26 protein-coding genes are annotated in these 23321 nt (G+C 73.5%); 16 read left to right on the top strand and 10 right to left on the bottom strand.

All coding sequences use genetic code 11. The annotated features are described in order from the left end of the window. The first annotated feature begins 80 nt into the window (after positions 1–80). Genes frr through ND486_RS15085 form a run of 3 tightly spaced genes read left to right on the top strand, consistent with a single transcriptional unit; the run spans position 81 to position 2328 of the window. On the top strand, positions 81–638 hold the full coding sequence (gene frr / locus ND486_RS15095; RefSeq protein ID WP_020622047.1) for a ribosome recycling factor: 558 nt from the start codon (positions 81–83) through the stop codon (positions 636–638). Positions 639–643: 5 nt separating this feature from the next. Next, a complete protein-coding gene (locus ND486_RS15090; RefSeq protein WP_251784833.1) occupies positions 644–1579 on the top strand; it encodes a phosphatidate cytidylyltransferase in 936 nt (311 codons plus the stop codon). Further along, positions 1576–2328 (top strand): class I SAM-dependent methyltransferase, encoded by a 753-nt coding sequence (locus tag ND486_RS15085; RefSeq protein ID WP_251784832.1) that lies wholly within the window; start codon positions 1576–1578, stop codon positions 2326–2328. The genes ND486_RS15090 and ND486_RS15085 overlap by 4 nt, the downstream gene beginning before the upstream one ends. A gap of 22 nt (positions 2329–2350) precedes the next feature. Here ND486_RS15085 and ND486_RS15080 read toward each other — a convergent pair whose 3' ends face one another. After that, positions 2351–2833 (bottom strand): Rieske (2Fe-2S) protein, encoded by a 483-nt coding sequence (locus ND486_RS15080; RefSeq protein WP_251784831.1) that lies wholly within the window; start codon positions 2831–2833, stop codon positions 2351–2353. Between the two features lie 170 nt (positions 2834–3003). Between ND486_RS15080 and ND486_RS15075 the strand changes: the two genes are divergently transcribed. Then, positions 3004–3582, top strand: a complete 579-nt coding sequence (locus tag ND486_RS15075; RefSeq protein ID WP_251784830.1) for a hypothetical protein — start codon at positions 3004–3006, stop codon at positions 3580–3582. Positions 3583–3613: 31 nt separating this feature from the next. Beyond that, on the top strand, positions 3614–4723 hold the full coding sequence (rlmN, locus tag ND486_RS15070) for a 23S rRNA (adenine(2503)-C(2))-methyltransferase RlmN (RefSeq protein WP_062401040.1): 1110 nt from the start codon (positions 3614–3616) through the stop codon (positions 4721–4723). An 86-nt stretch (positions 4724–4809) separates the two neighbouring features. On the opposite strand, the gene ND486_RS15065 is transcribed toward rlmN, so the two are convergent. Genes ND486_RS15065 through ND486_RS15050 form a run of 4 tightly spaced genes read right to left on the bottom strand, consistent with a single transcriptional unit; the run spans position 4810 to position 9160 of the window. Next, positions 4810–5934 carry an ABC transporter ATP-binding protein gene (locus ND486_RS15065; RefSeq protein WP_062401042.1) on the bottom strand — a complete coding sequence of 375 codons (1125 nt, stop codon included), beginning with the start codon at positions 5932–5934 and terminating at the stop codon, positions 4810–4812. A gap of 30 nt (positions 5935–5964) precedes the next feature. After that, positions 5965–6828 carry a carbohydrate ABC transporter permease gene (locus tag ND486_RS15060; protein ID WP_224403201.1) on the bottom strand — a complete coding sequence of 288 codons (864 nt, stop codon included), beginning with the start codon at positions 6826–6828 and terminating at the stop codon, positions 5965–5967. Next, on the bottom strand, positions 6828–7766 hold the full coding sequence (locus ND486_RS15055; protein ID WP_373324099.1) for a carbohydrate ABC transporter permease: 939 nt from the start codon (positions 7764–7766) through the stop codon (positions 6828–6830). Before ND486_RS15055 ends, ND486_RS15060 begins: the two co-directional genes overlap by 1 nt. Next, complete coding sequence (locus tag ND486_RS15050; RefSeq protein WP_226369757.1) at positions 7763–9160, bottom strand: sugar ABC transporter substrate-binding protein; 1398 nt, start codon at positions 9158–9160, stop codon at positions 7763–7765. The genes ND486_RS15055 and ND486_RS15050 overlap by 4 nt, the downstream gene beginning before the upstream one ends. Before the next feature lie 159 nt (positions 9161–9319). On the opposite strand from ND486_RS15050, the gene ND486_RS15045 reads away from it, so the two are divergent. Further along, a complete protein-coding gene (locus ND486_RS15045; RefSeq protein WP_251784829.1) occupies positions 9320–10312 on the top strand; it encodes a LacI family DNA-binding transcriptional regulator in 993 nt (330 codons plus the stop codon). A gap of 58 nt (positions 10313–10370) precedes the next feature. Here the strand turns inward: ND486_RS15045 and ND486_RS29785 are convergent, their stop codons facing one another. Both ND486_RS29785 and ND486_RS15035 read right to left on the bottom strand, forming a co-directional pair. Further along, positions 10371–11237, bottom strand: coding sequence for an endonuclease domain-containing protein (locus tag ND486_RS29785; RefSeq protein ID WP_251784828.1), 867 nt, complete (start codon positions 11235–11237; stop codon positions 10371–10373). A 141-nt stretch (positions 11238–11378) separates the two neighbouring features. Next, positions 11379–12443, bottom strand: coding sequence for an ATP-dependent DNA ligase (locus ND486_RS15035; RefSeq protein ID WP_251784827.1), 1065 nt, complete (start codon positions 12441–12443; stop codon positions 11379–11381). Positions 12444–12532: 89 nt separating this feature from the next. Between ND486_RS15035 and mug the strand changes: the two genes are divergently transcribed. Continuing rightward, complete coding sequence (gene mug / locus ND486_RS15030; RefSeq protein WP_251784826.1) at positions 12533–13105, top strand: G/U mismatch-specific DNA glycosylase; 573 nt, start codon at positions 12533–12535, stop codon at positions 13103–13105. On the opposite strand, the gene ND486_RS15025 is transcribed toward mug, so the two are convergent. From ND486_RS15025 to ND486_RS15015, 3 genes are read right to left on the bottom strand one after another with little or no spacing between them, the layout of a single operon-like run. Next, the gene (locus ND486_RS15025; protein ID WP_208822450.1) at positions 13102–13278 is read right to left on the bottom strand and encodes a hypothetical protein; all 177 of its coding nucleotides are present in this window, start codon (positions 13276–13278) and stop codon (positions 13102–13104) included. The two genes, mug and ND486_RS15025, sit on opposite strands and share 4 nt — an antisense overlap. An 11-nt stretch (positions 13279–13289) precedes the next feature. Further along, entirely contained in the window at positions 13290–14270 is a 981-nt protein-coding gene (gene ligD / locus ND486_RS15020; RefSeq protein ID WP_251784825.1) for a non-homologous end-joining DNA ligase, read from the bottom strand. A 7-nt stretch (positions 14271–14277) separates the two neighbouring features. Next, on the bottom strand, positions 14278–14565 hold the full coding sequence (locus ND486_RS15015; protein ID WP_168172194.1) for a DUF2631 domain-containing protein: 288 nt from the start codon (positions 14563–14565) through the stop codon (positions 14278–14280). Positions 14566–14638: 73 nt separating this feature from the next. Between ND486_RS15015 and dxr the strand changes: the two genes are divergently transcribed. The 9 genes from dxr (at position 14639) to ND486_RS14970 (ending at position 23304) form a co-directional block, all read left to right on the top strand. Continuing rightward, entirely contained in the window at positions 14639–15784 is a 1146-nt protein-coding gene (gene dxr, locus ND486_RS15010) for a 1-deoxy-D-xylulose-5-phosphate reductoisomerase (protein WP_251784824.1), read from the top strand. Next, positions 15781–17100: a site-2 protease family protein gene (locus tag ND486_RS15005; protein ID WP_251784823.1), complete on the top strand. Its 1320-nt coding sequence runs from the start codon at positions 15781–15783 to the stop codon at positions 17098–17100. Before dxr ends, ND486_RS15005 begins: the two co-directional genes overlap by 4 nt. Then, complete coding sequence (locus ND486_RS15000; protein ID WP_251784822.1) at positions 17097–17588, top strand: hypothetical protein; 492 nt, start codon at positions 17097–17099, stop codon at positions 17586–17588. Before ND486_RS15005 ends, ND486_RS15000 begins: the two co-directional genes overlap by 4 nt. 55 nt (positions 17589–17643) lie before the next feature. Beyond that, positions 17644–18801: a flavodoxin-dependent (E)-4-hydroxy-3-methylbut-2-enyl-diphosphate synthase gene (gene ispG / locus ND486_RS14995; RefSeq protein ID WP_174565920.1), complete on the top strand. Its 1158-nt coding sequence runs from the start codon at positions 17644–17646 to the stop codon at positions 18799–18801. A gap of 45 nt (positions 18802–18846) precedes the next feature. Further along, positions 18847–19680 (top strand): GNAT family N-acetyltransferase, encoded by an 834-nt coding sequence (locus ND486_RS14990; protein WP_251784821.1) that lies wholly within the window; start codon positions 18847–18849, stop codon positions 19678–19680. 101 nt (positions 19681–19781) lie between these two features. Further along, positions 19782–20492 carry a CPBP family intramembrane glutamic endopeptidase gene (locus tag ND486_RS29780; protein ID WP_251784820.1) on the top strand — a complete coding sequence of 237 codons (711 nt, stop codon included), beginning with the start codon at positions 19782–19784 and terminating at the stop codon, positions 20490–20492. Positions 20493–20531: 39 nt separating this feature from the next. Next, positions 20532–20978 carry a MarR family winged helix-turn-helix transcriptional regulator gene (locus ND486_RS14980; protein ID WP_251784819.1) on the top strand — a complete coding sequence of 149 codons (447 nt, stop codon included), beginning with the start codon at positions 20532–20534 and terminating at the stop codon, positions 20976–20978. A 52-nt stretch (positions 20979–21030) separates the two neighbouring features. Beyond that, entirely contained in the window at positions 21031–22863 is a 1833-nt protein-coding gene (locus ND486_RS14975) for a penicillin-binding transpeptidase domain-containing protein (RefSeq protein ID WP_251784818.1), read from the top strand. A 57-nt stretch (positions 22864–22920) separates the two neighbouring features. Then, positions 22921–23304, top strand: a complete 384-nt coding sequence (locus ND486_RS14970; RefSeq protein ID WP_251784817.1) for a DUF3054 domain-containing protein — start codon at positions 22921–22923, stop codon at positions 23302–23304. Positions 23305–23321 lie beyond the last annotated feature (17 nt).

The raw sequence follows: 23321 nt of genomic DNA, 5'->3' as shown, positions 1-23321 counted from the left end.
TGGTGCTCCGCGCACCGCCCGGGCGGAGGGTGAGAGGATCGTGACCGCCAGCGAGTACGACCAGGCCGGGGGATGCAACCGTGATCGAGGAAACCCTCTTCGACGTCGAGGAGAAGATGGAGAAGGCCGTCACGGTCGCCCGTGACGATCTGGCGTCGGTGCGTACCGGCCGGGCCACTCCGAACATGTTCTCCCGGATCGTCGTGGACTACTACGGCGCGTGGACCCCGCTGAACCAGCTCGCCTCGGTGTCGATCCCCGAGGCGCGGATGGCGGTCATCAAGCCCTACGACGCCAGCCAGCTCAAGCAGCTCGAGAAGGCCATCGCCGACTCGGACCTCGGGGTCAACCCGTCCAACGACGGGCAGATCATCCGCGTGATCATCCCGCAGCTCTCCGAGGAGCGGCGCCGGGACATGGTCAAGGTCGCCCGCGGCAAGGGCGAGGACGCGCGTGTCGTGCTCCGCGGCCTGCGCCGCAAGGCGATGGACGAGCTGCACCGCATCCAGCGTGACGGTGAGGCAGGCGAGGACGAGGTCGCCCGCGCCGAGAAGGAGCTGCAGGGCGTCACGGACCGCTACGTCGCGCAGATCGACGAGCTGGTCAAGAACAAGGAATCCGAGCTCCTCGAGGTCTGAGCCCGGTGCCCTCCTCCTTCGACGCCGCCGTCCCCGTGACCTCCGACCTCCCCGGTGACGGGCCGGCCGGTGTGTCGGCGAACCCGGACGGGCCGAAGCCCGTCCGGGGGCAGAAGGGGTACAAGCGGTCCCGGCTGGGCCGCAACCTCGTCGCGGCGATCGCGGTCGGCGTCGGGCTCGGCGTCATCATCCTGCTGAGCCTGCTGATCCAGCGTCAGGGCTTCGTCCTGGTGCTCGCCTGCGTCACCGCGGTGGGCACCTGGGAGCTCGCGGGCGCGCTGCGCCGGGGTGCCGACATCCGGGTCTCGCTGCCGGTGCTGCTGGTCGGCGGCCAGGCCGTCGTCTGGCTGTCCTGGCCGTTCGGCCTCTACGGGGCCGCGGTCGCCCTCGCCGCGACGGTGCTGGGCTGCCTGCTGTGGCGGATGCGGACCGGCGCCGCGCACTTCGTGCGCGACATCAGCGCCTCGCTGTTCGTCGCGGTCTACGTCCCGCTGCTCGTGGCCTTCGCCGTGCAGCTGACCGTCGCCCCGGACGGCGTGGGCCGGGTCCTGACCTTCCTGCTCTGCGTGGTCGCCTCCGACGTCGGCGGGTACGCGGCGGGCGTCGTCGCGGGCCGGCACCCGATGGCCCCCACGATCAGCCCGAAGAAGTCCTGGGAGGGCTTCGCCGGTTCGCTGGTCGCCGGGATGGCCGCGGGCTCGCTCTGCATCGGTCTGATGCTGGACGCGCCCTGGTACTGGGGGCCGCTCGTCGGTGCGCTGCTCGTCGCGACGGCCACCCTGGGCGACCTGGTCGAGTCGCTGGTGAAGCGCGACATCGGGGTCAAGGACATGGGCAACCTGCTGCCCGGGCACGGCGGTCTGATGGACCGTCTGGACTCGCTGCTGCCGACCGCGTTCGTCGCCTGGGCGATCCTCGGGATCGTCGTCCCGGTCGCGTGAAGCGCACCTACCAGGGGTTCGGCGGTCAGCCGAAGCCCGGCCCGGCCATCCCCAGCCCGAACATCTGGAACTGGCCCGAGGTCTACGAGATCGAGAACCGCGCCCAGGACGCCGACGGCGAGCTCTGGGCCGCGCTGTGGGACGGGACCGGCGGCTGGGCGGGGGCCGACGTCGTCGACGTCGGCTGCGGGGACGGCTTCCACCTGCCGCGCTTCGCCGAGCAGGCTGCCACCGTCACCGGTGTCGAGCCGCACCCGCCGCTGGTCGAACGGGCACGACGGCGCGTGGCCGGAGACGACCGCATCACCGTGCACGCCGCGGGCGCCGAGCGGCTCCCGCTGCCCGATGCCTGCGCGGACCTGGTCCATGCCCGCACCGCGTACTTCTTCGGGCCGGGCTGTGAACCGGGGCTCGCCGAGGCCGAGCGGGTACTGCGCCCGGGCGGGGTGCTCGCCGTCGTCGACCTGGACTTCACGGTGCGGCCGTACGGGACGTGGCTGCGTGCCGACCTGCCCCGCTACGACCCGCCCGCGGTCGACCGGTTCTTCGCCGCCCACGGCTTCGCGCTGCGCCGGGTCGTCTCGACCTGGCGGTTCGACACCCGCGCGGACCTGGAGGAGGTCCTGCGCATCGAGTTCTCCGCCCGGACCGCGCGCCGGGCGATCGACGACGTCGCCGACCGCACCGTGCGCGTGGGCTACCGGCTCCACACCCGGCGCCGCGCCGACGGCCTCGTCCTGCCGTCCTGAGCCCGCGGCGCCGGGAGCGGCCTCAGGCCAGGGTGATCGACCCGTCCGCGACGGTGACCTGCCGCGGGTCGAGCGGCCGCTGGGCCGGCCCGTCGACGACGGCGCCGTCGAGGGAGAAGCGGCTGTTGTGGCACGGGCAGACGATCTGGCCGTCGGTGACCTGGCTGACGGTGCAGCCCTGGTGCGGGCAGATCGCGGACAGGCCGGTGAACGTCCCCTGCTGCGGCTGGGTGACGACGACCTGCGCGTCGGCGTAGATCGCGCCGCCGCCGACCGGCACCGCGGACGCCGGGCCGAGGACGGTGCCGGGGGAGCCCTCCGGGGCGTCCCCGGTCTGGGCCTGCCCGCCGCCTGCGGTGGTGCTGGAACCGCCGCCACCGCAGGCGGCGACCGCGCCGATCGCGGCCACGCCGGCACCGGCGATCATCGCGCGGCGGCCGAGGGCGGGCCCTCCGGCGCGCGGGGCGGGGTCGGGCTCGGTGGAGGACGTCGTGGGGAGGGTCATGGCTCTCCTGGGGGAGGCCGGGCGGGCCCGGCGGTGTGGTGGTGGCGGCCCGGGGCTCGGGGACCCGGGCACGTGACGAGCCTCCCATGATGTCCGGTTCGAGGTGGGACGGGTGTGTCGTTCCGCCACACCTGCGCCGTGTCCCGGGCCGCTCTCGCTACCGTGGATGCATGCCGTACACGATGCGCCAGCCGTCGCTGGGCGTTCCCGTGCCGAGCCTGGAGATCGTCCTGGGCCTGCTGGCCTGGGTGGTCGGTGCGGGCGGTCTCGGGAACGGGTTCGCCACCGTCCTCGTCGCGCTCGGGATCTTCCTGACCGCGTACCTGTGGATCGTGCGCCGGCGCAACGCCGCGATGGCGGTGACCCTGCACCCCGAGCGGAAGCGGCGGATGCAGCGGCTGATCGTGATCGGCGTCGCCGGGATCGTGCTGCTTCCGTCGCTGCTGTCCCTGGTCGACTACGGCGAGCTGGCCACCGCCCTGTCCGCCGCCCTCGTCGGGGTGCTGCTGATCCAGGCGTCCACCGTGCTGGAGGAGCGCAGCCTCGTCGCGACCGGCGGCCTGGTGCTGCTCATCGCCGCGTTCGGCGCCTTCCTGGCCCTGACCTACCAGGGCCAGGGGACCGGGTCCGCGGTGCCGGTGACCGGGCTCTGCGCCGGGATCGTGCTGTGGGTCGCGGCCGCGCGCAGGCTCGGGATCCTGGAGGACCTGTCCCGGCGCTACAACGTGCGGATCCCCGGGATCCGCTGACCCGCGGCCGGGCTGGCACACTGGAGGTGCCATGTCCAGCCTCCCGCTCGTCTTCGACGCACCCCGCCGCGGTACTCCGCCCCGCCACCTCGCCGACGTCGACCCGGCCGACCGTGCCGCCGTCGCGCAGGAGCTCGGCGTACCGCGGTTCCGCCTCGACCAGTTGGCCCGCCACTGGTTCGGTCGTCTCACCGACGACCTCGACACCATGAGCGACCTCGGGGGTGACGTCCGGGAGAAGCTGCGCCCGCTGCTCCCGCCGCTGGTCACGCCGCTGACCGAGAAGGCCTGCGACGGCGGCGCCACCCGCAAGACGTTGTGGCGCGGCCACGACGGCGTGCTCGCCGAGAGCGTGCTGATGCGCTACCCGGACCGGGCGACGGTCTGCATCTCCAGCCAGGCCGGCTGCGGGATGGCGTGCCCGTTCTGCGCCACCGGCCAGGGCGGCCTGCAGCGCAACCTGTCGACCGCCGAGATCGTCGACCAGGTCCGCCGCGCCGCCGCCCAGGCCCGCGACGGCGTACTGGACGAGCCGACCCGGCTGTCGAACGTCGTGTTCATGGGGATGGGCGAGCCGCTCGCCAACTACAAGCGGGTCGTCGCCGCCGTCCGCCGGATCACCGAGCCGGCCCCGGACGGGCTGGGCATCTCCGCGCGCGGGGTCACCGTGTCCACCGTCGGGCTCGTCCCGGCGATCGACCGGCTCCGCGAGGAGGGGATCCCGGTCACCCTGGCCATCTCGCTGCACTGCCCGGACGACGAGCTGCGCGACACCCTCGTACCGGTCAACAACCGGTGGAAGGTGGCCGAGGTCCTCGACGCGGGCCGGCGCTACGCCACCACGACCGGCCGCCGCGTCTCCATCGAGTACGCGCTGATCCGCGACGTGAACGACCAGCCGTGGCGCGCCGACATGCTGGCGAAGGTCCTGCGGCAGCACATCGGCACGTCCCGGGTGCACGTCAACCTCATCCCGCTGAACCCGACGCCGGGCAGCGAGTGGGACGCCTCGCCGAAGCCCGTCGAGGAGGAGTTCGTGCGCCGGGTGCGCGCGGCAGGCGTCGCCTGCACCGTCCGCGACACCCGCGGCCAGGAGATCGACGCGGCCTGCGGACAGCTCGCCGCGTCGCATCCGGGCTGACCAGCCCGGCGTCCCCCTCGCAGCTCGCCGCGTCGCGTCCGGGCCGGCCCGCCCGGCGACCCCCTCGCGTCGCCGGGCGGACCCGCTCAGAGCCGGTCGCCGCTCTCCGGGTGGAACAGGTGCAGCCCCTCGGTCGACGGCGTCAGTGCGACCCGGTCCCCGCGCCGCGCCCCGGTGCGCCCCGCGGTCCGCACGACGACGGCGTCGTCGCGCGAGCCGGTCAGCGACGCCGTCGCCGACAGGTCGCCGGAGGACTCGGCCAGGGTGCCGTAGAGGTAGGCGTCGGACCCGAGCTCTTCGACGACGTCGACCCGGGCCGGGATGCCCTCGCCGCCGTCGGGGGAGACCGTCCACTGCTCGGGACGGATGCCCAGGGTCACCTCGGTGAGCTGGTGCGCCCCGATCGTCGACCGGACGTCCTGGGGCAGCGCGACCTCCCGCCCGGCGAGGGTCACCCCGCGCTCGGTCACCTTCGCGGTGAACAGGTTCATCGCCGGCGAACCGATGAACCCGGCGACGAACGCGTTCTGCGGCCGGTCGTACAGGTCGGCCGGGCTGGCGAACTGCTGCAGCTTCCCGTCGGCGAGCAGCGCGACGCGGTCGCCCATCGTCATGGCCTCGACCTGGTCGTGGGTGACGTAGACGGTGGTGACGCCCAGACGTCGCTGCAGCGCCGCGATCTCGGTGCGGGTCTGCACCCGCATCTTCGCGTCGAGGTTCGACAGCGGCTCGTCCATCAGGAAGACCCGCGGCTCGCGCACGATCGCCCGGCCCATCGCGACGCGCTGGCGCTGGCCGCCGGACAGGGCGCGCGGCTTGCGATCGAGGTAGTCGGTCAGGCCGAGGATCTCGGCGGCCTCCTTGACCTTGACCGCGCGCTCGGCCTTGTCGATCCCGGCCATCTTCAGCGGGAAGGCCATGTTCTCCCCGACGGTCTTGTTCGGGTAGAGCGCGTAGTTCTGGAACACCATGGCGATGTCCCGGTCCCGGGAGGGGACCCCGACCATGTTCTCGCCGTCGATCCGGATCGAGCCGCCGTCGATCTCCTCGAGGCCCGCGAGCATCCGCAGCGCCGTCGACTTGCCCGATCCGGACGGCCCGACGAGCACGACGAACTCGCCGTCCTCGATCGTCAGGTCCAGCCGGTCGACGGCCGGCTTGGCTCCGGGGGTGTAGATCCGAGATGCCTGGTCGAACACCACGTCAGCCACGGCGGGCTCCCATCCTGGTCACGAACACGATCACTTGACGGCCCCGAAGGACAGGCCCTGGACCAGCTTGTTCTGGGCGATCCAGCCGGCGATGACGACCGGCAGCGCGGCCACGGTGGCCGCCGCGCAGAGACTGGCGAAGTACAGACCCTCGGAGGTGATGAACCCGACGAGGTACACGGGCACGGTCGCGGCCCGCGAGGCGGTCAGGTTCACCGCGAAGAAGAACTCGTTCCAGGCGAAGATCATGCAGATCAGCGCGGTGGCGGCCATGCCGGGCGAGATGATCGGCAGCACGACCTCGCGCAGCGAGCGCCACAGCGACGCCCCGTCCATGCTCGCGGCCTCCAGGAGCTCCTTGGGGACCTCCAGGAAGAACGACCGCATCATCCACACCGCGATCGGCAGGTTCATCGCCGTGTAGAGCACGACGAGCGTCCAGATGTTGTCCAGGGCACCCAGGTAGTTCACGACGACGTAGATCGGCACGATCGCCGCGACGACCGGCAGCATCTTGGTCGAGATGAAGAAGAACAGCACGTCCTGGGTCTTGCGCACCGGCCGCAGCGACAGCGCGAAGGCGGCCGGGGTGCCCAGCAGGAGCACCAGGACCGTCGAGGCGACCGTCGCGAACAGCGAGTTGAGCAGGTAGGGCCCGACCCCGCCGCCGAACACCTCGGCGAAGTTGTCGAACGTGGGGACGAAGAACACCGTCGGCGGGATCGTGACGGCCTGCGCCTCGGTCTTGAAGGCGGTCATCACCATCCACAGCACGGGGAAGAAGAACCCGAGCCCGACGATCCAGGCCAGCACGCTCAGCAGCGGCCCGGCCCCGCGCGGCGCCTTCCGCGGCGTCGTCGCGGGGGTGGAGGTCCGTTCGGCGACTGCGGTCATCACGCCTCCTCGGCGGCGGAGAAGCTGCGGAAGATCAGGCGCAGCGCCAGGGTGGCGACGATGATCGTCGCCACCACGGTGACCACGCCCATCGCGGCGGACTCGCCGATGTCGAAGCCCAGGAACGCCCGCTGGTAGATGTAGAACGGCAGGTTCGCCGACGCCGTACCCGGACCGCCCTGGGTCATCATGTAGATCGTGTCGAACGTGTTGACCAGGTAGATGGCGCCGAGCACGACACCGAGCTCGATGAACCGCTGCAGGTGCGGCAGCGTCACCTCGCGGAACACCGCGAACCCGGTCGCCCCGTCCATCCGGGCGGCCTCGAGGACCTCCTGCGGCTGGGAGCCGAGCCCGGCGAGGATCAGCAGCATCATGAACGGCGTCCACTGCCACACCAGCGCGATGATCACCGCGGCCCGCGGGAAGGTGGACACCCAGTCGGTCTGCCCGGCGCCGAACGGCGAGAGCAGGAAGTTCACCAGGCCGTAGGTGGGGTCGAACAGCACCGACTTCCACAGCAGCGCACCGGCGACCGGAGTGATCAGGAACGGCGTGATGATCAGCGTCCGGACGATGCCGCGGCCGAGGAACGCGCGGTTGAGCAGCAGCGCGATCAGCAGCCCGAGCACCATCGCGATCGCGACCGCGCCCAGGGTGAGCAGGATCGAGTTCAGCGCGACGCCGCGGAACTGCGAGTCGGTGAACACCGTCGCGTAGTTCTCCAGCCCGACGAAGCGCTGGCTGCCGGGGCGCACCAGGTTCCAGGACTGCAGCGAGTACCAGATCGTCACCAGGAACGGCAGCTGCGTGACGATGATCGTGAAGATCAGCGCGGGCAGCAGCGGTGCCCGGCGGATCCAGCCGTCGCGGCGCTCCGCGGCCGGTGAGGTCTGCCGTTCCGGTGCCGCCTGCGGTGGTGCCTCTGTGGTCGTCACCGGTCGCCCCCGCTCTGCTGGTAGGACTCGCCGACGGTCTCGGCGTACTGCTGGGCCTGGTCAAGGGCCTCGTCAGCGGTCTGCTGCCCGGCGATGGCCGCGGAGATCTGCTGGCTGACCCGGGTCCCCAGGTCCTGGAACTCGGGGATCCCGACGAACTGCAGCCCGGTGTACGGGACGGGGTCGCGGGTCGGCCGGTCCTGGTCGGCGGCGTTGATCGCGGCGATGGTCTGCGGCGCGTAGGCCTTCGACGCCGCGACGTACTCGGGGATCCGGTAGGTCGACTGGCGGGCGCCGGGCGGGACCGAGGTCCAGCCGAGCTCCTCGCCGACCATCTTCTGGTACGGCTTGGACGTCATCCAGGACAGGAACTTCCAGGTCGCGTCGACCTGCTCGGGGCCCTTCTCCGCGGTGGTGCGGGGGATGGCCAGCGCCCACGAGTACAGCCAGCCCGAGGACAGGCCGTCGACGCCGGTCGGCGCCGGCGCGTAGCCGACCTTCCCGGCGACGTTGGACTGGGCCGGGTCCTCCAGCAGACCTGCGGCGACGGTGGCGTCGAACCACATCGCGGTGTTGCCCTGGCTGAACTGGTTGCCGCACTCGGAGAACCCGGAGCCCGCGGCGCCGGCCTGGCCGTCGCGGCGGACGAGGTCGACGTAGAAGTTGACCGCCTTGCGCACCTCGGGGGAGGTCAGCTGGGCGTTCCACCGGTCGTCGAACCAGCGGCCGCCGTAGGAGTTGATCATCGCGTCGACCGGGGCCATGACCTCGCCCCAGCCGGGCTTGCCGCGCAGGCAGATGCCACCGCGGCCCTGCTCGCGGTCGGTGAGTCGGTCGGCGAACTGCGCGACCTGGTCCCAGGTCGGCTTCGCGGGCATCGTCAGCCCGGCCTGCTCGAACAGGTCCTTGCGGTACATCAGGAACGCGGACTCGCCGTAGAACGGCACCGAGTACATGTGTCCGTCGGGGCCGGACAGGGCGCCGCGGATGGTCGGTGTGAAGTCGTCCCGGTCGTAGCCGGGGGTGGCGTCCATCAGCGGGTCGAGGTCGACCAGCCAGCCGTTGCGGGCCCACTGGGGGGTCTCGTAGTTCGAGATCATCACGGCGTCGAACTCGTCGCCGCCGGTGGCGACCGACGCGGTGATCTTCGCGCGGGCCTCGTTCTCGGACAGGCTCACGAAGCGCACGGTGATGCCGGGATTCTCGGCCTCGAACCGGGGGCTGAGCTCGATCGCGTCCTCCATCTGCGGGTTGGACACGATCGCGATCGTCACGATCCGCGTGCCCTGAGGCAGGCCGAACGTGCCGGCCCCGGCGCAGCCGGTGAGGGCGAGACCGATGACCGCCAGCAGCGCGGTGAGGACGGCGGGACGCGACCTGGTTCTCGGGCGCACGGGCACTCTCCTCGTCGTCGAGGGCTCCGACGGGTGTGCAACGGTGTGGTCCGGGACACGTCCGTCCGGTATGACCGGTGCACGGTATGCGTGGAGTAACCGCTTGCGCAACCGGTTGCCTGTACGCTGTCGCCAACCCGTGACCCGCCTCGGAGGTGCGTGATCGCGACCATGGCCGAGGTCGCCCGGCTCGCCGGGGTCTCCACCGCGACCGTGTCCCACGTCCTGAACGGCACCCGGCCCGTCCGGGAGACCACCCGCGAGCAGGTGCTGGCCGCGATGGCGCAGGTGCACTACACACCCAACGCCGCCGCACGCTCGCTCGCGACCGCGCGCACCCGGACCGTCGGGCTCGCGCTGTCGGCGATCTCCAACCCGTACCTGGGCGAGCTGCTGCACGCGATCGAGGACGAGTCCGCCGCGGCCGGGCACACCCTGCTGCTCGCCGACCCGCACGACGACCCGGGCTACGAGGCGACGGCCGTCGCGCAGCTCCGCAGCCGCGTCGACGGCGTGCTGTTCGCCCCCTCGGGCGACTCCACCGCGACCCTCGAGGCGCTCGCCGCACAGGGCGTGCCGACGGTGCTGGTCGACCGGATGCTCGACGGCGAGCTGGACGAGGTCGGCTCGGAGAACGTCGAGCCCGTCGCCGGGCTGGTCACCCACCTGGCCGAGGCCGGGCACGCGAGCATCGGCTTCGTCGCCGGCCTGGCCGGGCTCGCGACGACCGTCGAGCGCCTCGCCGGGTACCGCCTCGGGATGCGCCGGGCCGGCCTCCCGCCCGGGCCGGTGGTGGAGGGGCGCTCGGACAGCGAGCCCGCCCGCGTCGTCGTGCGCGAGCTGCTGGCCTCGCCCGAGCGGCCCGCCGCGCTGGTCACCGGCAACAACGCGATGACGATCGGCGCCGTCCAGGCCGCCCACGACCTGGGCCTGCACATCCCCGGGGACCTGGCGCTGGCCGCGTTCGACGACTTCCCGTGGGCGGATGCGTTCAGCCCGCGCCTCACCGTCGTCGCGCAGCCGTTCGCGGACATCGGGCGCGAGGCGGTCCGGCTGCTGCTGCGCCGCATGGCCGAGCCCGAGGCGCAGCGGCGCTCGCTGCGACTGCCGACGACCTTCGTGCACCGGGAGTCCTGCGGCTGCCGACCATGATCGGCAGGAGTGGAGCGTGCAGGCGAGTGCGCTACGTCCGGCACTCCACTTCCGGCGATCATCGCCGTAGCGCGGCGACGATCCGGGCGACGGTGTCGGCCGGCCGGTCCCGGATGTCGTGCCAGGTGAAGCGGAGCACGGTCCACCCCGCGATGACCAGGGCGTTCTGCTTGGCGCGGTCGGCGCGGAACCGCGTCGGGTCCGAGTGGAAGGCCCAGCCGTCGACCTCGACGGCGAGCCGTCGGGCCGGGAACGCGATGTCGATCTGCCGGCGCCGGAACCCGAGGCCGCGTACGAACCCGTCCACGCCCGCCCGCCGTAGGTGACCGATCAGGCGTCGTTCGGCACGGGAGTCGGCCCGGTCGGCCGCCTCGACGAGCAGGTCCCCGGCCCGGGCCATGCCCGCCGCGCCGAGGTTGCGGTGGTGGGCCCGGGTGACCTCGTCCAGGGACAGACCACGCTGCAGGACCCGGTCGAGGAACGCGGCGCCGTCGGGCAGCGCGGCCGCGGTCTCCGGCGCCGTCAGCCCGGGGGAGGTGACGGTGACGCCGCGCGCCCCGACCCGGTCGGCGGCGGGCAGGTCGCGACGTCGCAGCCGGATCCCGGGCGGTGCCGTCCGGCGCACCCGGCGTCCCACCGTGACGTCGACCGGCGCGCCATGGGGGAGTGCGGGCAGCTGGTCGAGGGCGACGGCGGCGCCCGGCCCGTGCAGCGTCGCCTCCGGGCCCGCCCACAGCGCGGCGGCGAGCAGCGTCGCACCGTCGGTCGGCCGGTGCCCGGACGAGCGGAACACGCCGGGGTGGAGCTCGGTGAGCTCGCCGCGGGCGACCTTGCCGCGCAGCACGAACGCGGTCGTCCCGCAGCGGCGGGCCTGCTCCCGGCTGATGACGCCGTCCTGGTGGCGGAGGAAGTCCTCGTAGCGCACCCGATGCAGGGTGCCGTGGTGCGTCGCCGGCCACGGGTGAACCACGTGCAACGTCCACACCGGCGAACGACGGCCGACCATGATCGCCGGGAGTGGAGTGCGGAGGGGAGTCCACTGCTTCCGCCGCTCCACTCCTGCCGATCACCCGCGCCCGGCGAGCACCTCCGCGAGGTCGAAGTTCACGGGGCGCTCCAGCTGCTCGTAGGTGCACGAGGCAGGCTCGCGGTCCGGGCGCCACCGCACGAACTGGGTGGTGTGGCGGAACCGCTCGCCCTCCATGTAGTCGTAGCGGACCTCGACCACCCGCTCCGGGCGCAGCGGGACGAAGGACAGGTCCTTGCCGGCGTTCCACCGGCTCGTCTCGGACTTGCGCGGTGTCCGCTCGCCCTCCAGCTGCTTCGCCCAGGCCCACGGGTGGTCGTCGAAGTCGGTGACCAGCGGCTGCAGCTCGGTCATGAGCTCGCGGCGGCGCGCCATCGGGAACGCCCCGACGACCCCGACCGACACCAGCACCCCGCGGGCGTCGTGCAGGCCGAGCAGCAGCGACCCGACGGCGTCCGGGCCGGACTTGTGCACCCGGTACCCGGCGACGACGCAGTCCGCGGTCCGCTCGTGCTTCACCTTGGTCATGACGCGCTTGTCGGGCTGGTAGGTCCCGGCCGGGTCCTTCGCGATGAGCCCGTCGAGCCCGGCGCCCTCGAACTTCTCGAACCAGCGGCGCGCGGTGGCGGTGTCGTCGGTGACCGGGGTGAGGTGCACCGGTGGGGCGACGCCGGCGAACGCCTCCTCCAGCAGCGCGCGGCGCTCGGCGAACGGGCGTGCGGTGAGGTCGTCGTCGTCGAGGGCCAGCAGGTCGAAGGCCACGAACGAGGCCGGCGTCTCGGTCGAGAGCAGCGTCACCCGGCTGGCCGCGGGGTGGATCCGCTGCTGGAGCGCCTCGAAGTCCAGTGCGTTCCCGGAGGCGACGACGATCTCCCCGTCGACGACCGCGCGCGGCGGGAAGTGCGCCTTCACCGCCTCGACGACCTCGGGGAAGTAGCGGGTCATCGGCTTCTCGTTGCGGGAGCCGATCTCCACCTCGTCGCCGTCGCGGAAGACGATCGAGCGGAAGCCGTCCCACTTGGGCTCGTAGAGCCTGCCCTCGGGGATCGACGGGGCGGGCTTGGCCAGCATCGGCTTCACCGGGGGCATCACGGGCAGGTCCACGGCGGACGAGTCTCCTCTCGATCGTCGGCGCGAGCATCCCGGCTCGCCCGTCCGAGGGGGGACCGGCCGGGTGCGCCAGACTGATCGGTGTGGGACGACTGCCCGACCGGGAGGCGCTGGAGCGGGCGCGGGACGCGACGATCGACGACGTCCTGCCCGGGCCCGGCGACCCGCCGCTGCGGGTGCTGTTCTGCGGCATCAACCCCGGCCTGGTGTCGGCCGCGACCGGGCACCACTTCGCCCGTCCCGGCAACCGGTTCTGGCCGGTGCTGCACGGGTCCGGGTTCACCCCGCGCCTGCTGGCACCGGCCGAGCAGGGCGAGCTGGCGCGGCTCGGGCTCGGCATCACGAACATGGCGCCCCGGGCCACCGCGCGGGCCGACGAGCTGTCCGACGACGAGGTCGTCGCCGGTGGGGAGCGGCTGCGCGCGCTCGTCGCGGCGCGGGAGCCGGGGTGGCTGGCCGTCGTCGGCATCGGGGCCTACCGGACCGCGTTCGGGCGGCGCGACGCGGCGGTGGGGGAGCAGACCGACCGGCTGGGGACGACCGGGATCTGGGTGCTGCCGAACCCCTCGGGACTCAACGCGCACTGGTCGCGCGCGGCGATGGTCGCCGAGTTCGCGCGGCTGCGGGCCCGCGCCCGGGAGCAGGGGCCGGGCTAGGCCCCCGGGGTCGTCGAGCGCAGGAACAGCCCGAGCGCCAGGCCGACGGCGAGGAAGACCAGCAGCCACCACCACGTGCCGGACAGCACCCACACGGCGGACCCGACGGCGAGACCACCGCCGATCCCGTACCCGAGGCGGTTCAACCTGTCCTTGCGTGGCCCGTCGTCCATGGGTGCCGAGCCTAGCGGCCGCCCCCGTCGAGATCGGGCAGATCGGGCGTCTCCGCGCCGTCGCGCTCGTCGCGGTCGGCCCACTCCAGCAACGGCTCGATGCCGAACACGGCCTCGTCGATGCCGGCGTGCAGGTCGCCCAGCTCGGCGTAGCGGGCCGGGACGGTGGCGATCGTGAAGTCCCGGGGCTCGCAGTCGTCGATCTCGTCCCAGGACACCGGGGCCGACACCCGCGCGTCGGGGGTGCCGCGCACCGAGTAGGCGCAGGCGATCGTGTGGTCGCGGGCGTTCTGGTTGTAGTCGACGAAGACCGTCGACGGGTCGCGGTCCTTGCGCCACCAGGACAGGTCGACGCGGTCGCAGCGGCGCTCCACCTCGCGGGCGAACGCGTGCGCGGCGCGGCGGACGTCGGCGAACCCGTGGTCGGGCGGGATGCGCACGTAGACGTGCAGTCCGGAGCCGCCGGAGGTCTTCGGGAACCCGGTCGCGCCCAGCTCGTCGAGCACCTCGTGCACCACGCCGGCGACGCGGCGGACGTCGGCCCAGGACGCGTCGGGCATCGGGTCCAGGTCGATGCGCCACTCGTCGGGGGACTCGACGTCGGCGGCGCGGGAGTTCCAGGGGTGGAACTCGACGGTGGACATCTGCACCGCCCAGACGACGTCGGCCGGGTGGGCGACGCACAGCTCGTCGGCGGTGCGGTTGTACCGGGGGAAGGTCACGCGGACGGTGCGCACCCAGTCGGGGGCGCCGCGCGGCAGCCGCTTCTGGTGCACCTTCTCCCCGGTGACGCCGGTGGGGAAGCGGTGCAGCATGCACGGCCGGTCGCGCAGCGCGCGGACGACGCCGTCGCCGACGGCGGTGTAGTAGTCGGCGAGGTCCCGCTTGGTCTCGCCCCGCTCGGGGAAATAGACGCGGTCGGGGCTGGACAGCCGCACCACGCGGTCGCCGATCGTCAGCTCGACCGGCTCACCCGCCCCGCGCGCGGCCACCCGTGGCTCAGAGCCGGCGACGCCGCCGGTAGACCGGGTACGCGACCGCGCCGATCAGGCAGACGGCAGCGGGCACGGCCGAGAACAGGAACTCGGTCCAGCTCACCGGGTGCCCGATGGTGAACAGCAGCAGCACGATGCCGGTGACGGCGGCCGCGATCGGCAGACCCTTGGGGAAGTTCTGGTGCCAGCCCCAGTCGACCGACGGCTCGTCGGCCGGGTCGACCCCGGAGGCGACCGCGATCTCGCGGGTCTTGCTGGTCGTTGCGCTGTGCGCCACTGCCTTGCTGGCCACCGTGTGTCCTCCTGCTCCGGCTCCGTGCGGGGTCATCGTCGCACAGCTCGCGGGCCGAGGATGATGTGCGGTGATGAAGTCACTCGTCGTGTTGGGCAGCACCGGGTCGATCGGCACCCAGGCCCTGGACGTGATCACCCGCGCCGGCGGGTTCACGGTGTCCGGGCTGGCCGCGGGCGGATCGGACGTGGACCTGCTGGTGTCCCAGGTCCGCACGCACCGGGTCGGGCGGGTCGCGGTCGCGTCCGCCGCGGCGGCGGCGCGGCTGCGGGGAGAGCTGCCCGGCGTCGAGGTGCTCGACGGCCCGGACGCCGCGACCGAGCTGGTCACCGCGTGCGGCGCCGACATCGTCCTGAACGGCATCACCGGCTCCCGCGGCCTCGGCCCGACCCTGGCCGCGCTCGCCACCGGTGCCCGGCTCGCGCTGGCGAACAAGGAGTCGCTGGTCGCGGGTGGTCCGCTCGTGTCGGCGGCGGCCGCGCCGGGGCAGATCGTGCCGGTCGACTCCGAGCACTCCGCGCTCGCGCAGTGCCTGCGCGGCGGGCGGGAGTCCGAGGTCGACCGGCTGGTCCTCACCGCCTCGGGCGGCCCGTTCCGCGGCCGGTCGCGCGCGTCGCTGCGGGACGTGACCGTCGAGCAGGCCCTGAAGCACCCGACCTGGGACATGGGCCCGGTCATCACCATCAACTCGGCGACGCTGGTGAACAAGGGCCTCGAGGTGATCGAGGCGCACCTGCTGTTCGGGGTGCCCTACGACCGCATCGACGTCACCGTGCACCCGCAGTCGATCGTGCACTCGATGGTCACCTTCACCGACGGCTCGACGATCGCGCAGGCGTCGCCGCCGGACATGCGGCTGCCGATCGCGCTGGCGCTCGGCTGGCCGGACCGCATCGCCGGCGCCTCGGCGCCGTGCCGCTGGGACACCGCGCAGAGCTGGACCTTCGAGCCCCTCGACGACGACGCGTTCCCCGGTGTGCGGCTGGCGCGCGCCGCCGGGACCACGGGCGGCTGCCTGCCCGCGGTGCTCAACGCGGCCAACGAGGAGCTCGTCGAGGCGTTCGTCGCCGGGGCGATCGGCTACACCGACGTCACCGACCTCCTCGGCGGGGTGCTGGAGGCGGCCGACGCCTGGACGGGTGACCCGGCTACCGTGGACGACGTGCTGGCTGCCGAGACCTGGGCCCGCGCCCACGCGCGCGAGAAGGCGGGAACGTGACCATCGTCTGGACGGTCGTCGGTATCGCGATCTTCTTCTTCGGGCTGCTGCTGTCGATCGCCTGGCACGAGCTCGGGCACTTCACCACGGCCCGCTGGTTCGGGATCAAGGTCCCGGAGTTCATGGTCGGCTTCGGCCGCACCCTCTGGTCGGTGCGTCGTGGCGAGACCGAGTACGGCATCAAGATGATCCCGCTGGGCGGCTACGTCCGGATGATCGGGATGCTGCCGCCCGCGAAGGGCGGGACGCTGGGCCGCAGCCGTCGCACCGGTCCCTTCCAGGGGCTGATGGACGACGCGCGGCGCCAGTCGCAGGCCGACGTGCTGCCGCAGGACGCGGACCGGCAGTTCTGGACGCGGTCGCCGTGGAAGCGGATCGTCGTCATGTTCGCCGGGCCGTTCATGAACCTGATCCTGGCGGTCGCGCTGTTCTTCGTGACGTTCATGGGCGTCGGCATGGTCGCGCCGACCACCCAGATCGCCGCGCTCGAGGAGTGCGTGCTCCCGGCGGTGGCGGTGCAGGGCCAGGCCCCGGAGAAGTGCCCGGCCGGGGCGCCGCTGGCGCCCGCGCTGGCCGCGGGTGTCCAGCCCGACGACCGCATCGTCGAGGTCGGCGGGCAGCAGTTCGGGCCGGACGACGGCATGGCGGTGCAGGACGCGATCCGCGCGTCGTCGGGGCCGACCCCGATCGTCGTGGAGCGCGGCGACCGGCGGATCCCGCTGACCGTGGACGTCATCCCCAACACGCTGCCGGACCGGAACTCCTCGGACCCGCAGGCCACCGTGACCGCGGGCTACCTGGGGGTCCTGCTCAACACCAGCTACCAGCCGTTGACGGCGGGGGAGACCGTCGCGCAGATCGGCGACGGGGTGGCCCGCACCGCGGAGGCCGTCGTCGCGATCCCGGCGCGTATCCCGGCGCTGTTCGGCGCCGCGTTCCTCGGCGAGGAGCGCGGGCAGGACAGCCCGATGGGCGTCGTCGGCGTCTCCCGGATCGGCGGCGAGATCCTCGCCCAGCAGGACGTGCCCTGGCAGCAGGACGTGGCGTTGTTCCTGAACATGCTCGCCGCGGTGAACCTGTCGCTGTTCCTGCTGAACCTGCTCCCGGTCCCGCCGCTGGACGGCGGCCAGATCGTCCCGGCGATCTGGGAGGCGATCAAGCGCAACACCGCGAAGCTGCTCGGACGTCCCGACCCCGGGCCGGTCGACGCGGCCAAGCTCCTGCCCGTCGCCTACGTCTTCGTGATCGTCTTCCTGGGGTTCTCGGTCATGGTCGCGATCGCCGACATCGTCAACCCGGTGCGGCTGTTCGGGTGAGCGCAGCACCCGAGGGCGCACGCCCGCTGGCCGTCTTCGACATCGACGGCGTCCTCGCCGACGTCTCGCACCGGCTGCACTACCTCGACGTGCACCGGTGGGAGAAGTTCTTCGCCGCCGCGCACGCCGACCCGCTGCTCGACGAGGGCGCGGACCGGCTGCGCGCGGCGCAGGACGAGTACGACGTCGTCTACCTGACCGGCCGCCCCGAGCGGAACCGCAGGCTGACCGAGACCTGGCTGAGGGGCTTCGGCCTGCCCACCGGGCCGCTGTTCATGCGCCCCGACGACGACCACCGCCCCGCCCGGTACGTCAAGCGCGAGGTCCTGCGGCTGCTCGCCCGCGAGCGCGAGATCGCGATGATCCTCGACGACGACCCCGCCGTCGTCCGGGTGCTGGAGGCCGACGGGTGGCCGGTCGAGCTCGCGACCTGGCTGCCGCACAGCTCGACGCTGCAGGACGCGCAGGAGAACCAGGGCCGCACGTAGTGCCCCTGCTCACCGGGTACGGCGGGTCCCGCGGCGCGGTGGGATAGTGGAGGTCGTGAGCGTCTCCCTGGGTATGCCGTCCGCGCCCGCGCCGACCCTGGCCCCGCGCCGGAGGACGCGGCAGCTGCAGGTCGGCCCGGTCGGTGTCGGATCCGACCACCCGATCTCCGTCCAGTCCATGACGACCACCCTGACCTCCGACGTCAACGCGACCCTCCAGCAGATCGCCGAGCTGACCGCGGCCGGCTGCGACATCGTGCGCGTCGCCTGCCCGTCCGCCGACGACGCCGAGGCCCTGCCCGCGATCGCGCAGAAGTCGCAGATCCCGGTGATCGCCGACATCCACTTCCAGCCCAAGTACGTGTTCGCCGCGATCGAGGCCGGCTGTGCCGCGGTGCGGGTGAACCCGGGCAACATCCGCAAGTTCGACGACCAGGTCAAGGAGATCGCGCAGGCCGCGAAGGACCACGGCACGCCGATCCGGATCGGGGTCAACGCGGGCTCGCTCGACAAACGCCTGATGGAGAAGTACGGCAAGGCGACGCCCGAGGCGCTCGCCGAGTCGGCCATGTGGGAGGCGGGCCTGTTCGCCGAGCACGACTTCCACGACATCAAGATCTCGGTCAAGCACAACGACCCGGTCGTCATGGTGCGGGCCTACGAGCTGCTCGCCGAGCAGTGCGACTACCCGCTGCACCTGGGCGTCACCGAGGCCGGGCCCGCGTTCCAGGGCACGATCAAGTCGGCCGTCGCGTTCGGGGCGCTGCTGCGCCAGGGCATCGGCGACACCATCCGGGTCTCGCTGTCCGCACCGCCGGTCGAGGAGATCAAGGTCGGCCAGCAGATCCTGGAGTCGCTGAACCTGCGCCCGCGCAAGCTGGAGATCGTCTCCTGCCCGTCCTGCGGGCGCGCCCAGGTCGACGTCTACACCCTCGCCGACGAGGTCACCGCCGGTCTGACCGGTATGGAGGTCCCGCTGCGCGTGGCCGTCATGGGCTGCGTCGTCAACGGTCCCGGTGAGGCGCGCGAGGCCGATCTCGGCGTCGCCTCCGGCAACGGCAAGGGCCAGATCTTCGTCAAGGGCGAGGTCATCAAGACCGTCCCCGAGCACAAGATCGTGGAGACGCTGATCGAGGAGGCCATGCGGCTCGCCGAGGAGATGGGCGAGAGCGTGGACGGTGTGACGGGTGAACCGCAGGTGACCGTCGGCTGAGCGAGTGCCGGTACCGGACGGGCGTCGGCGTGGCATCATGAACCCGTGCTGAGGGTGGCCGGAGCACGGCTTCTCGACGATCGTCACCGCTCCGGGGTGCACGACGTGCTCGACGCCGACCCGGTCGCCGCGTGCATGGTCGCTTCCCGTATCGAGGCGGTCGGCCTCGACCCATGGCGGCTGGGCGGTGAGCTGTGGTCCCACGGGGCCCCGGCGGACGGTCTGTGCTTCTCCGGGGCGAACCTGGTGCCGCTGCGCGGTGACCGGGCGGCGCTGCGTGCCTTCGCCGACCGGGCCCGCCGGGCCGGACGGGTGTGCTCGTCGCTGGTGGGGCGGGCCGAGCTCGTCCTGCCGCTGTGGGAGGAGCTCGCACCGGGCTGGGGCCCGGCCCGCGAGATCCGGCCCGACCAGCCGCTGATGACCCTCGAACGGCCGCCGATGATCGCGCCCGACGCCCGGGTGCGTCCGGTCCGGATCTCCGAGCTCGACCGCTACCTGCCGGCCGCCGTCGCGATGTTCACCGAGGAGGTCGGCGTCGACCCCCGGGAGGGCGACGGCGGGGCGGGCTACCGGGCCCGGGTCGCCGAGCTGATCACGTCCGGGCGGGCGTTCGCCCGGTTCCACGACGGTGAGGTCGTGTTCAAGGCCGAGATCGGCGCCCTGTCGCGCACCGTCGGCCAGATCCAGGGGGTCTGGGTGGACCCGGCCTGGCGCGGGCACGGGCTCGGCACGGCCGGGACGTCGGCGGTCGCGGTCGCGCTCGCCGGGATGGGCCGCTGCGCCAGCCTGTACGTCAACGCCTTCAACGCTCCGGCCCGGGCCGCGTACCAGCGGGTCGGGTTCGTGCAGGTCGCGCGGTTCGCCACCGTCCTGTTCTGACCACGATCGGGTCGCGGTGCTTGACCGTGCCGCAACGGCACGGTGTCGACTCGGCCGTGGCCGCGGACATCCGCCGCGCCACCACGAGCAGGGAGGTCGTCGTGTCCCGTTCCAGCTCCGCGTCGCCGGTCGTCACCGGGACCGGTCCGCGCCCGGGGTGGGTGGAGGTCGTCGTCGGCCTGGTCGTGCTGGCCGCCGTCGCCTACGGGGGCGGACCGCTGGTGCTGCGGATCCTCGACCCCGGTCCGCTCGCCGGGGGCCTGTTCCTCGCGGCGCTGTCGGGGATCGCGGGCATCGCCGGGTTCGCCGCGGCCGTCGCGGTCCGGCGTCGCCCGCTGCCGGAGTTCGGCGTGCGGGCGACGTCCGTGCGCTGGCTGCTGCTCGGCGCCGCCGGGGCGGTCCTGGCGTTCGTCGTCAGCCGGCTGCTGGTGGTCGGGATGGTCGCGCTCGGGATCGAGCCGGAGAACATCCAGGGCGCCTACGCCGACGCGGGCAGCGGCGGGGCCTGGTCGGTCGCGCTGTCGCTGCTGTTCCTCGCGGTGCTGACACCGCTGGGGGAGGAGCTGCTGTTCCGCGGGGTGGTCACCTCGGCGCTGCTGCGCTACGGCGCCGTCGTCGGTGTGCTGGGCAGTGCCGTGGTCTTCGCGCTGGCGCACGGGCTGAACGTGGTGTTCCTGACGGCGCTGGTCGTCGGGCTGGTCGCGGGTGAGCTGCGACGACGCAGCGGCTCGGTGTGGCCGGGGGTGGTCACCCACCTGGTGCACAACGCCATGGCCCAGGTCGTCGCGCTGGCGTTCGCCGGGGTGCTGTGAGCGACGGGCAGCTACCAGGCGCCTGATAGCGTCCGGTCCGTGCCCGACGAGGACGTGCCGCTCTGGGAGCTCATCCGGACGGCCCACGTCGTGGCCCGGGGGTTCCACCGGGTGTTCGCCCGGGCCGGCCTGACCGCGACCGGCTTCGGCGTGCTCGCCGAGCTCGCCGACCGCGAACGGACGGGCAGGCCGCCGCCGTCGCAGGCCGAGCTCGCCCGGATCGTGCTGCTGCGCCCGCAGAGCGTGGGGGAGCTGGTCACCGACCTCGTCGCCCGCGGCCTCGTCCGCCGCGACGGGCCGGGCGGCCGTGGGCGCCGCGCCGGTCTGGAGCTCACCGACGACGGCCGCGCCGCGCTGCAGCGTGCCCGGCCGCTGGTGCAGGAGTTCACCGCGCCGGAGGCCATCGGGCTCGACCGGGACCGGACCGCCGAGCTGACCGCGATGCTGCGGACCGTGCGCGAGACCCTGGCCGCGGCGGAGGACTGACGGGGCGCCCGGACACCCGGGCCTCACACCGGGCGCGGCATACTCGCTGATCGTGATCGCCACCCTGCGGAAGCGCCCCCTGGTCCTGGCCGCCGCGATCGTCGTGCTCGTCGCGGTGGGTGTCGTGGTGGCGCTGCTGCGCCCCTGGGGAGGTGCCGGGACGACCGCCGAGCGGTACGTCACGGCCTGGGCCGCGGGGGACGCGCCGGGCGCGGCCGTCTACACCACGGACGCGGAGACGGCGGGCGCCTACCTGCAGAAGTCCCGCGACGACCTCGCCCCGGCCGGCATGACCGCCCGGGTGACCGGCACCCGCACCGACGGCGACCGCGCGACGTCGACGGTGGAGGTCGCCTGGGACCTGGGGCAGGGCCGGGCCTGGAACTACACCCTGGACCTGCCGCTCGTCGCCGCCGACGACGCCGCGGGCAACGACACCGGCTGGGCGGTCGACTGGTCGCCCGCCGCGTTCGCGCCGGGCCTCACCGACGGCCAGCGCCCGGTGACCCGCACCGTGACCGCCGCCCCGGCGCCCGTCCTCGACGCCGGCGGGGCCACGCTGCTCGCGCCCACGCCGGTCGTCACCGTCACCCTGGACAAGGCGCAGGTCGGGCAGGCCGCGGGTGGGCTCGGCTCGGCACTGGGCACGATCGACCCCGCGATCACGGCGTCGAGCATCACCGCGGGTGCGAACGCCGTGCCGGACGGACAGGCCTACACCGTCGTCGTGCTGCGGGAGCCCGACTACCAGCGGGTCCGCGACCGGATCTACGACCTGCCCGGCGTCCGGTTCGTGTCCTCGACGCGGCTGCTGCCGCCCGACCAGGGCTTCGCGGGGCAGCTGATGCAGGGCGCCCGCGCCGACATCGAGAAGGCCGCCGGCGGGACGCCCGGCTGGTCGGTCGACGTCGTCGGCGCCCGCGGCGAGACCGTCCGCTCGGTGGCCGGGCAGCCCGCCGGGCCGGGGAAGCCGGTCACCCTGGAGCTGGACCGCACCGTGCAGGACGCGGCGCAGGCCGCCGTCGACGCCGACTCCAAGCAGGCCATGATCGTCGCGATCCGGCCGTCCACCGGGGCGGTGCTCGCGGTGGCGCAGAACGCGGCCGCCGACCGCGACGGCGCGCTGGCCCTGACCGGCCGCTACCCGCCCGGCTCCACCTTCAAGATCGTCACCGCGTACGGGGCGATGCCGGCGGAGAACCTCACCCCGCAGTCCCCGGTCGAGTGCCCCGGCACCACCGTCATCGACGGGCGCACCATCCCCAACGAGGACTCCTTCGTGCTCGGCACCGTGCCGCTGACCGAGGCGTTCGCGCAGTCCTGCAACACCACGTTCTCCCGGCTCGCCCTCGGCCTGCCCGCCGGCGGCCTCCCGGACGCCGGGAAGGCGCTCGGCTTCGGCGCGGACTGGAAGATCCCCGGGATGACGACGATCACCGGCACCGTCTCGCCCGCGACCGACGACCTGCAGCGGGCCAGCGACGGCTTCGGACAGGGCGACGTCCTCGCCTCCCCGTTCGGTATGGCGCTGGTGTCGGCGACGGTCCAGCACGGCGCGCCCGTCACGCCGTCGCTGATCCGCGGGGCGACGACCGAGGCCGCCGTCGCGCCGGGCACCCCGGACCGCGCGGTGCTCGACCAGCTGCGCCCGATGATGCGCGCCGTCGTCACCTCCGGGACGGCGCGGGCGGCCGCCGGGCAGGGCGAGGTGTACGGCAAGACCGGCACCGCCGAGTACGCGGGCCCCGACGGCGGCAACCGCTCGCACGGCTGGTTCACCGGCTACCGCGGTGACCTGGCCTTCGCCACCCTCATCGTCGACGGCGGGTCGTCCGGGCCCGCGGTGCAGATGACGGCGCGCTTCCTGGCGGGCGTCCCGCGCTGAGCGACCGGCCGGGCGGCGGCGGGACGGGGTCGTGCCGGGCGCCCTACCCTGGTCGTCGTGCACCCCAGCCGGATCCCCGCCCTGGCGTTCGTGGCCGACCTCGTCGCCGTCGTGGTGTTCGCCGCCATCGGGAGGATGAGCCACGCCGAGGCCGACAGCGTGCTCGGCCTGCTCGGCACCGCGCTGCCGTTCGCGCTGGGGGTCGCGGCGGCCTGGGCGACGCCGTGGGTGCGGTCGGCGCCGGCGTCGCTGCGCGCCGGGGCGGTCGTGCTCGCCGGGGCCGTGGTCGTCGGGCTCGTGCTGCGGCTGGGGTTCCTGGGGCGGCTGCCGCTGTCGTTCGCGGTCGTCGCGACGATCTCGCTGGCGGTGCTGCTGCTGGGCTGGCGAGGGATCTCCGCCGCCGTCGCGCGGATGCGGGCCCCGCGCACCCCGACCCGCTGACGGCCCCGGACGTACGA

It is taken from the genome of Pseudonocardia sp. DR1-2 (assembly GCF_023717215.1).
In the GTDB taxonomy this organism is placed as follows: Bacteria; Actinomycetota; Actinomycetes; order Mycobacteriales; family Pseudonocardiaceae; genus Pseudonocardia; species Pseudonocardia alni.
This window is presented reverse-complemented; position numbering and strand designations above follow the sequence as displayed.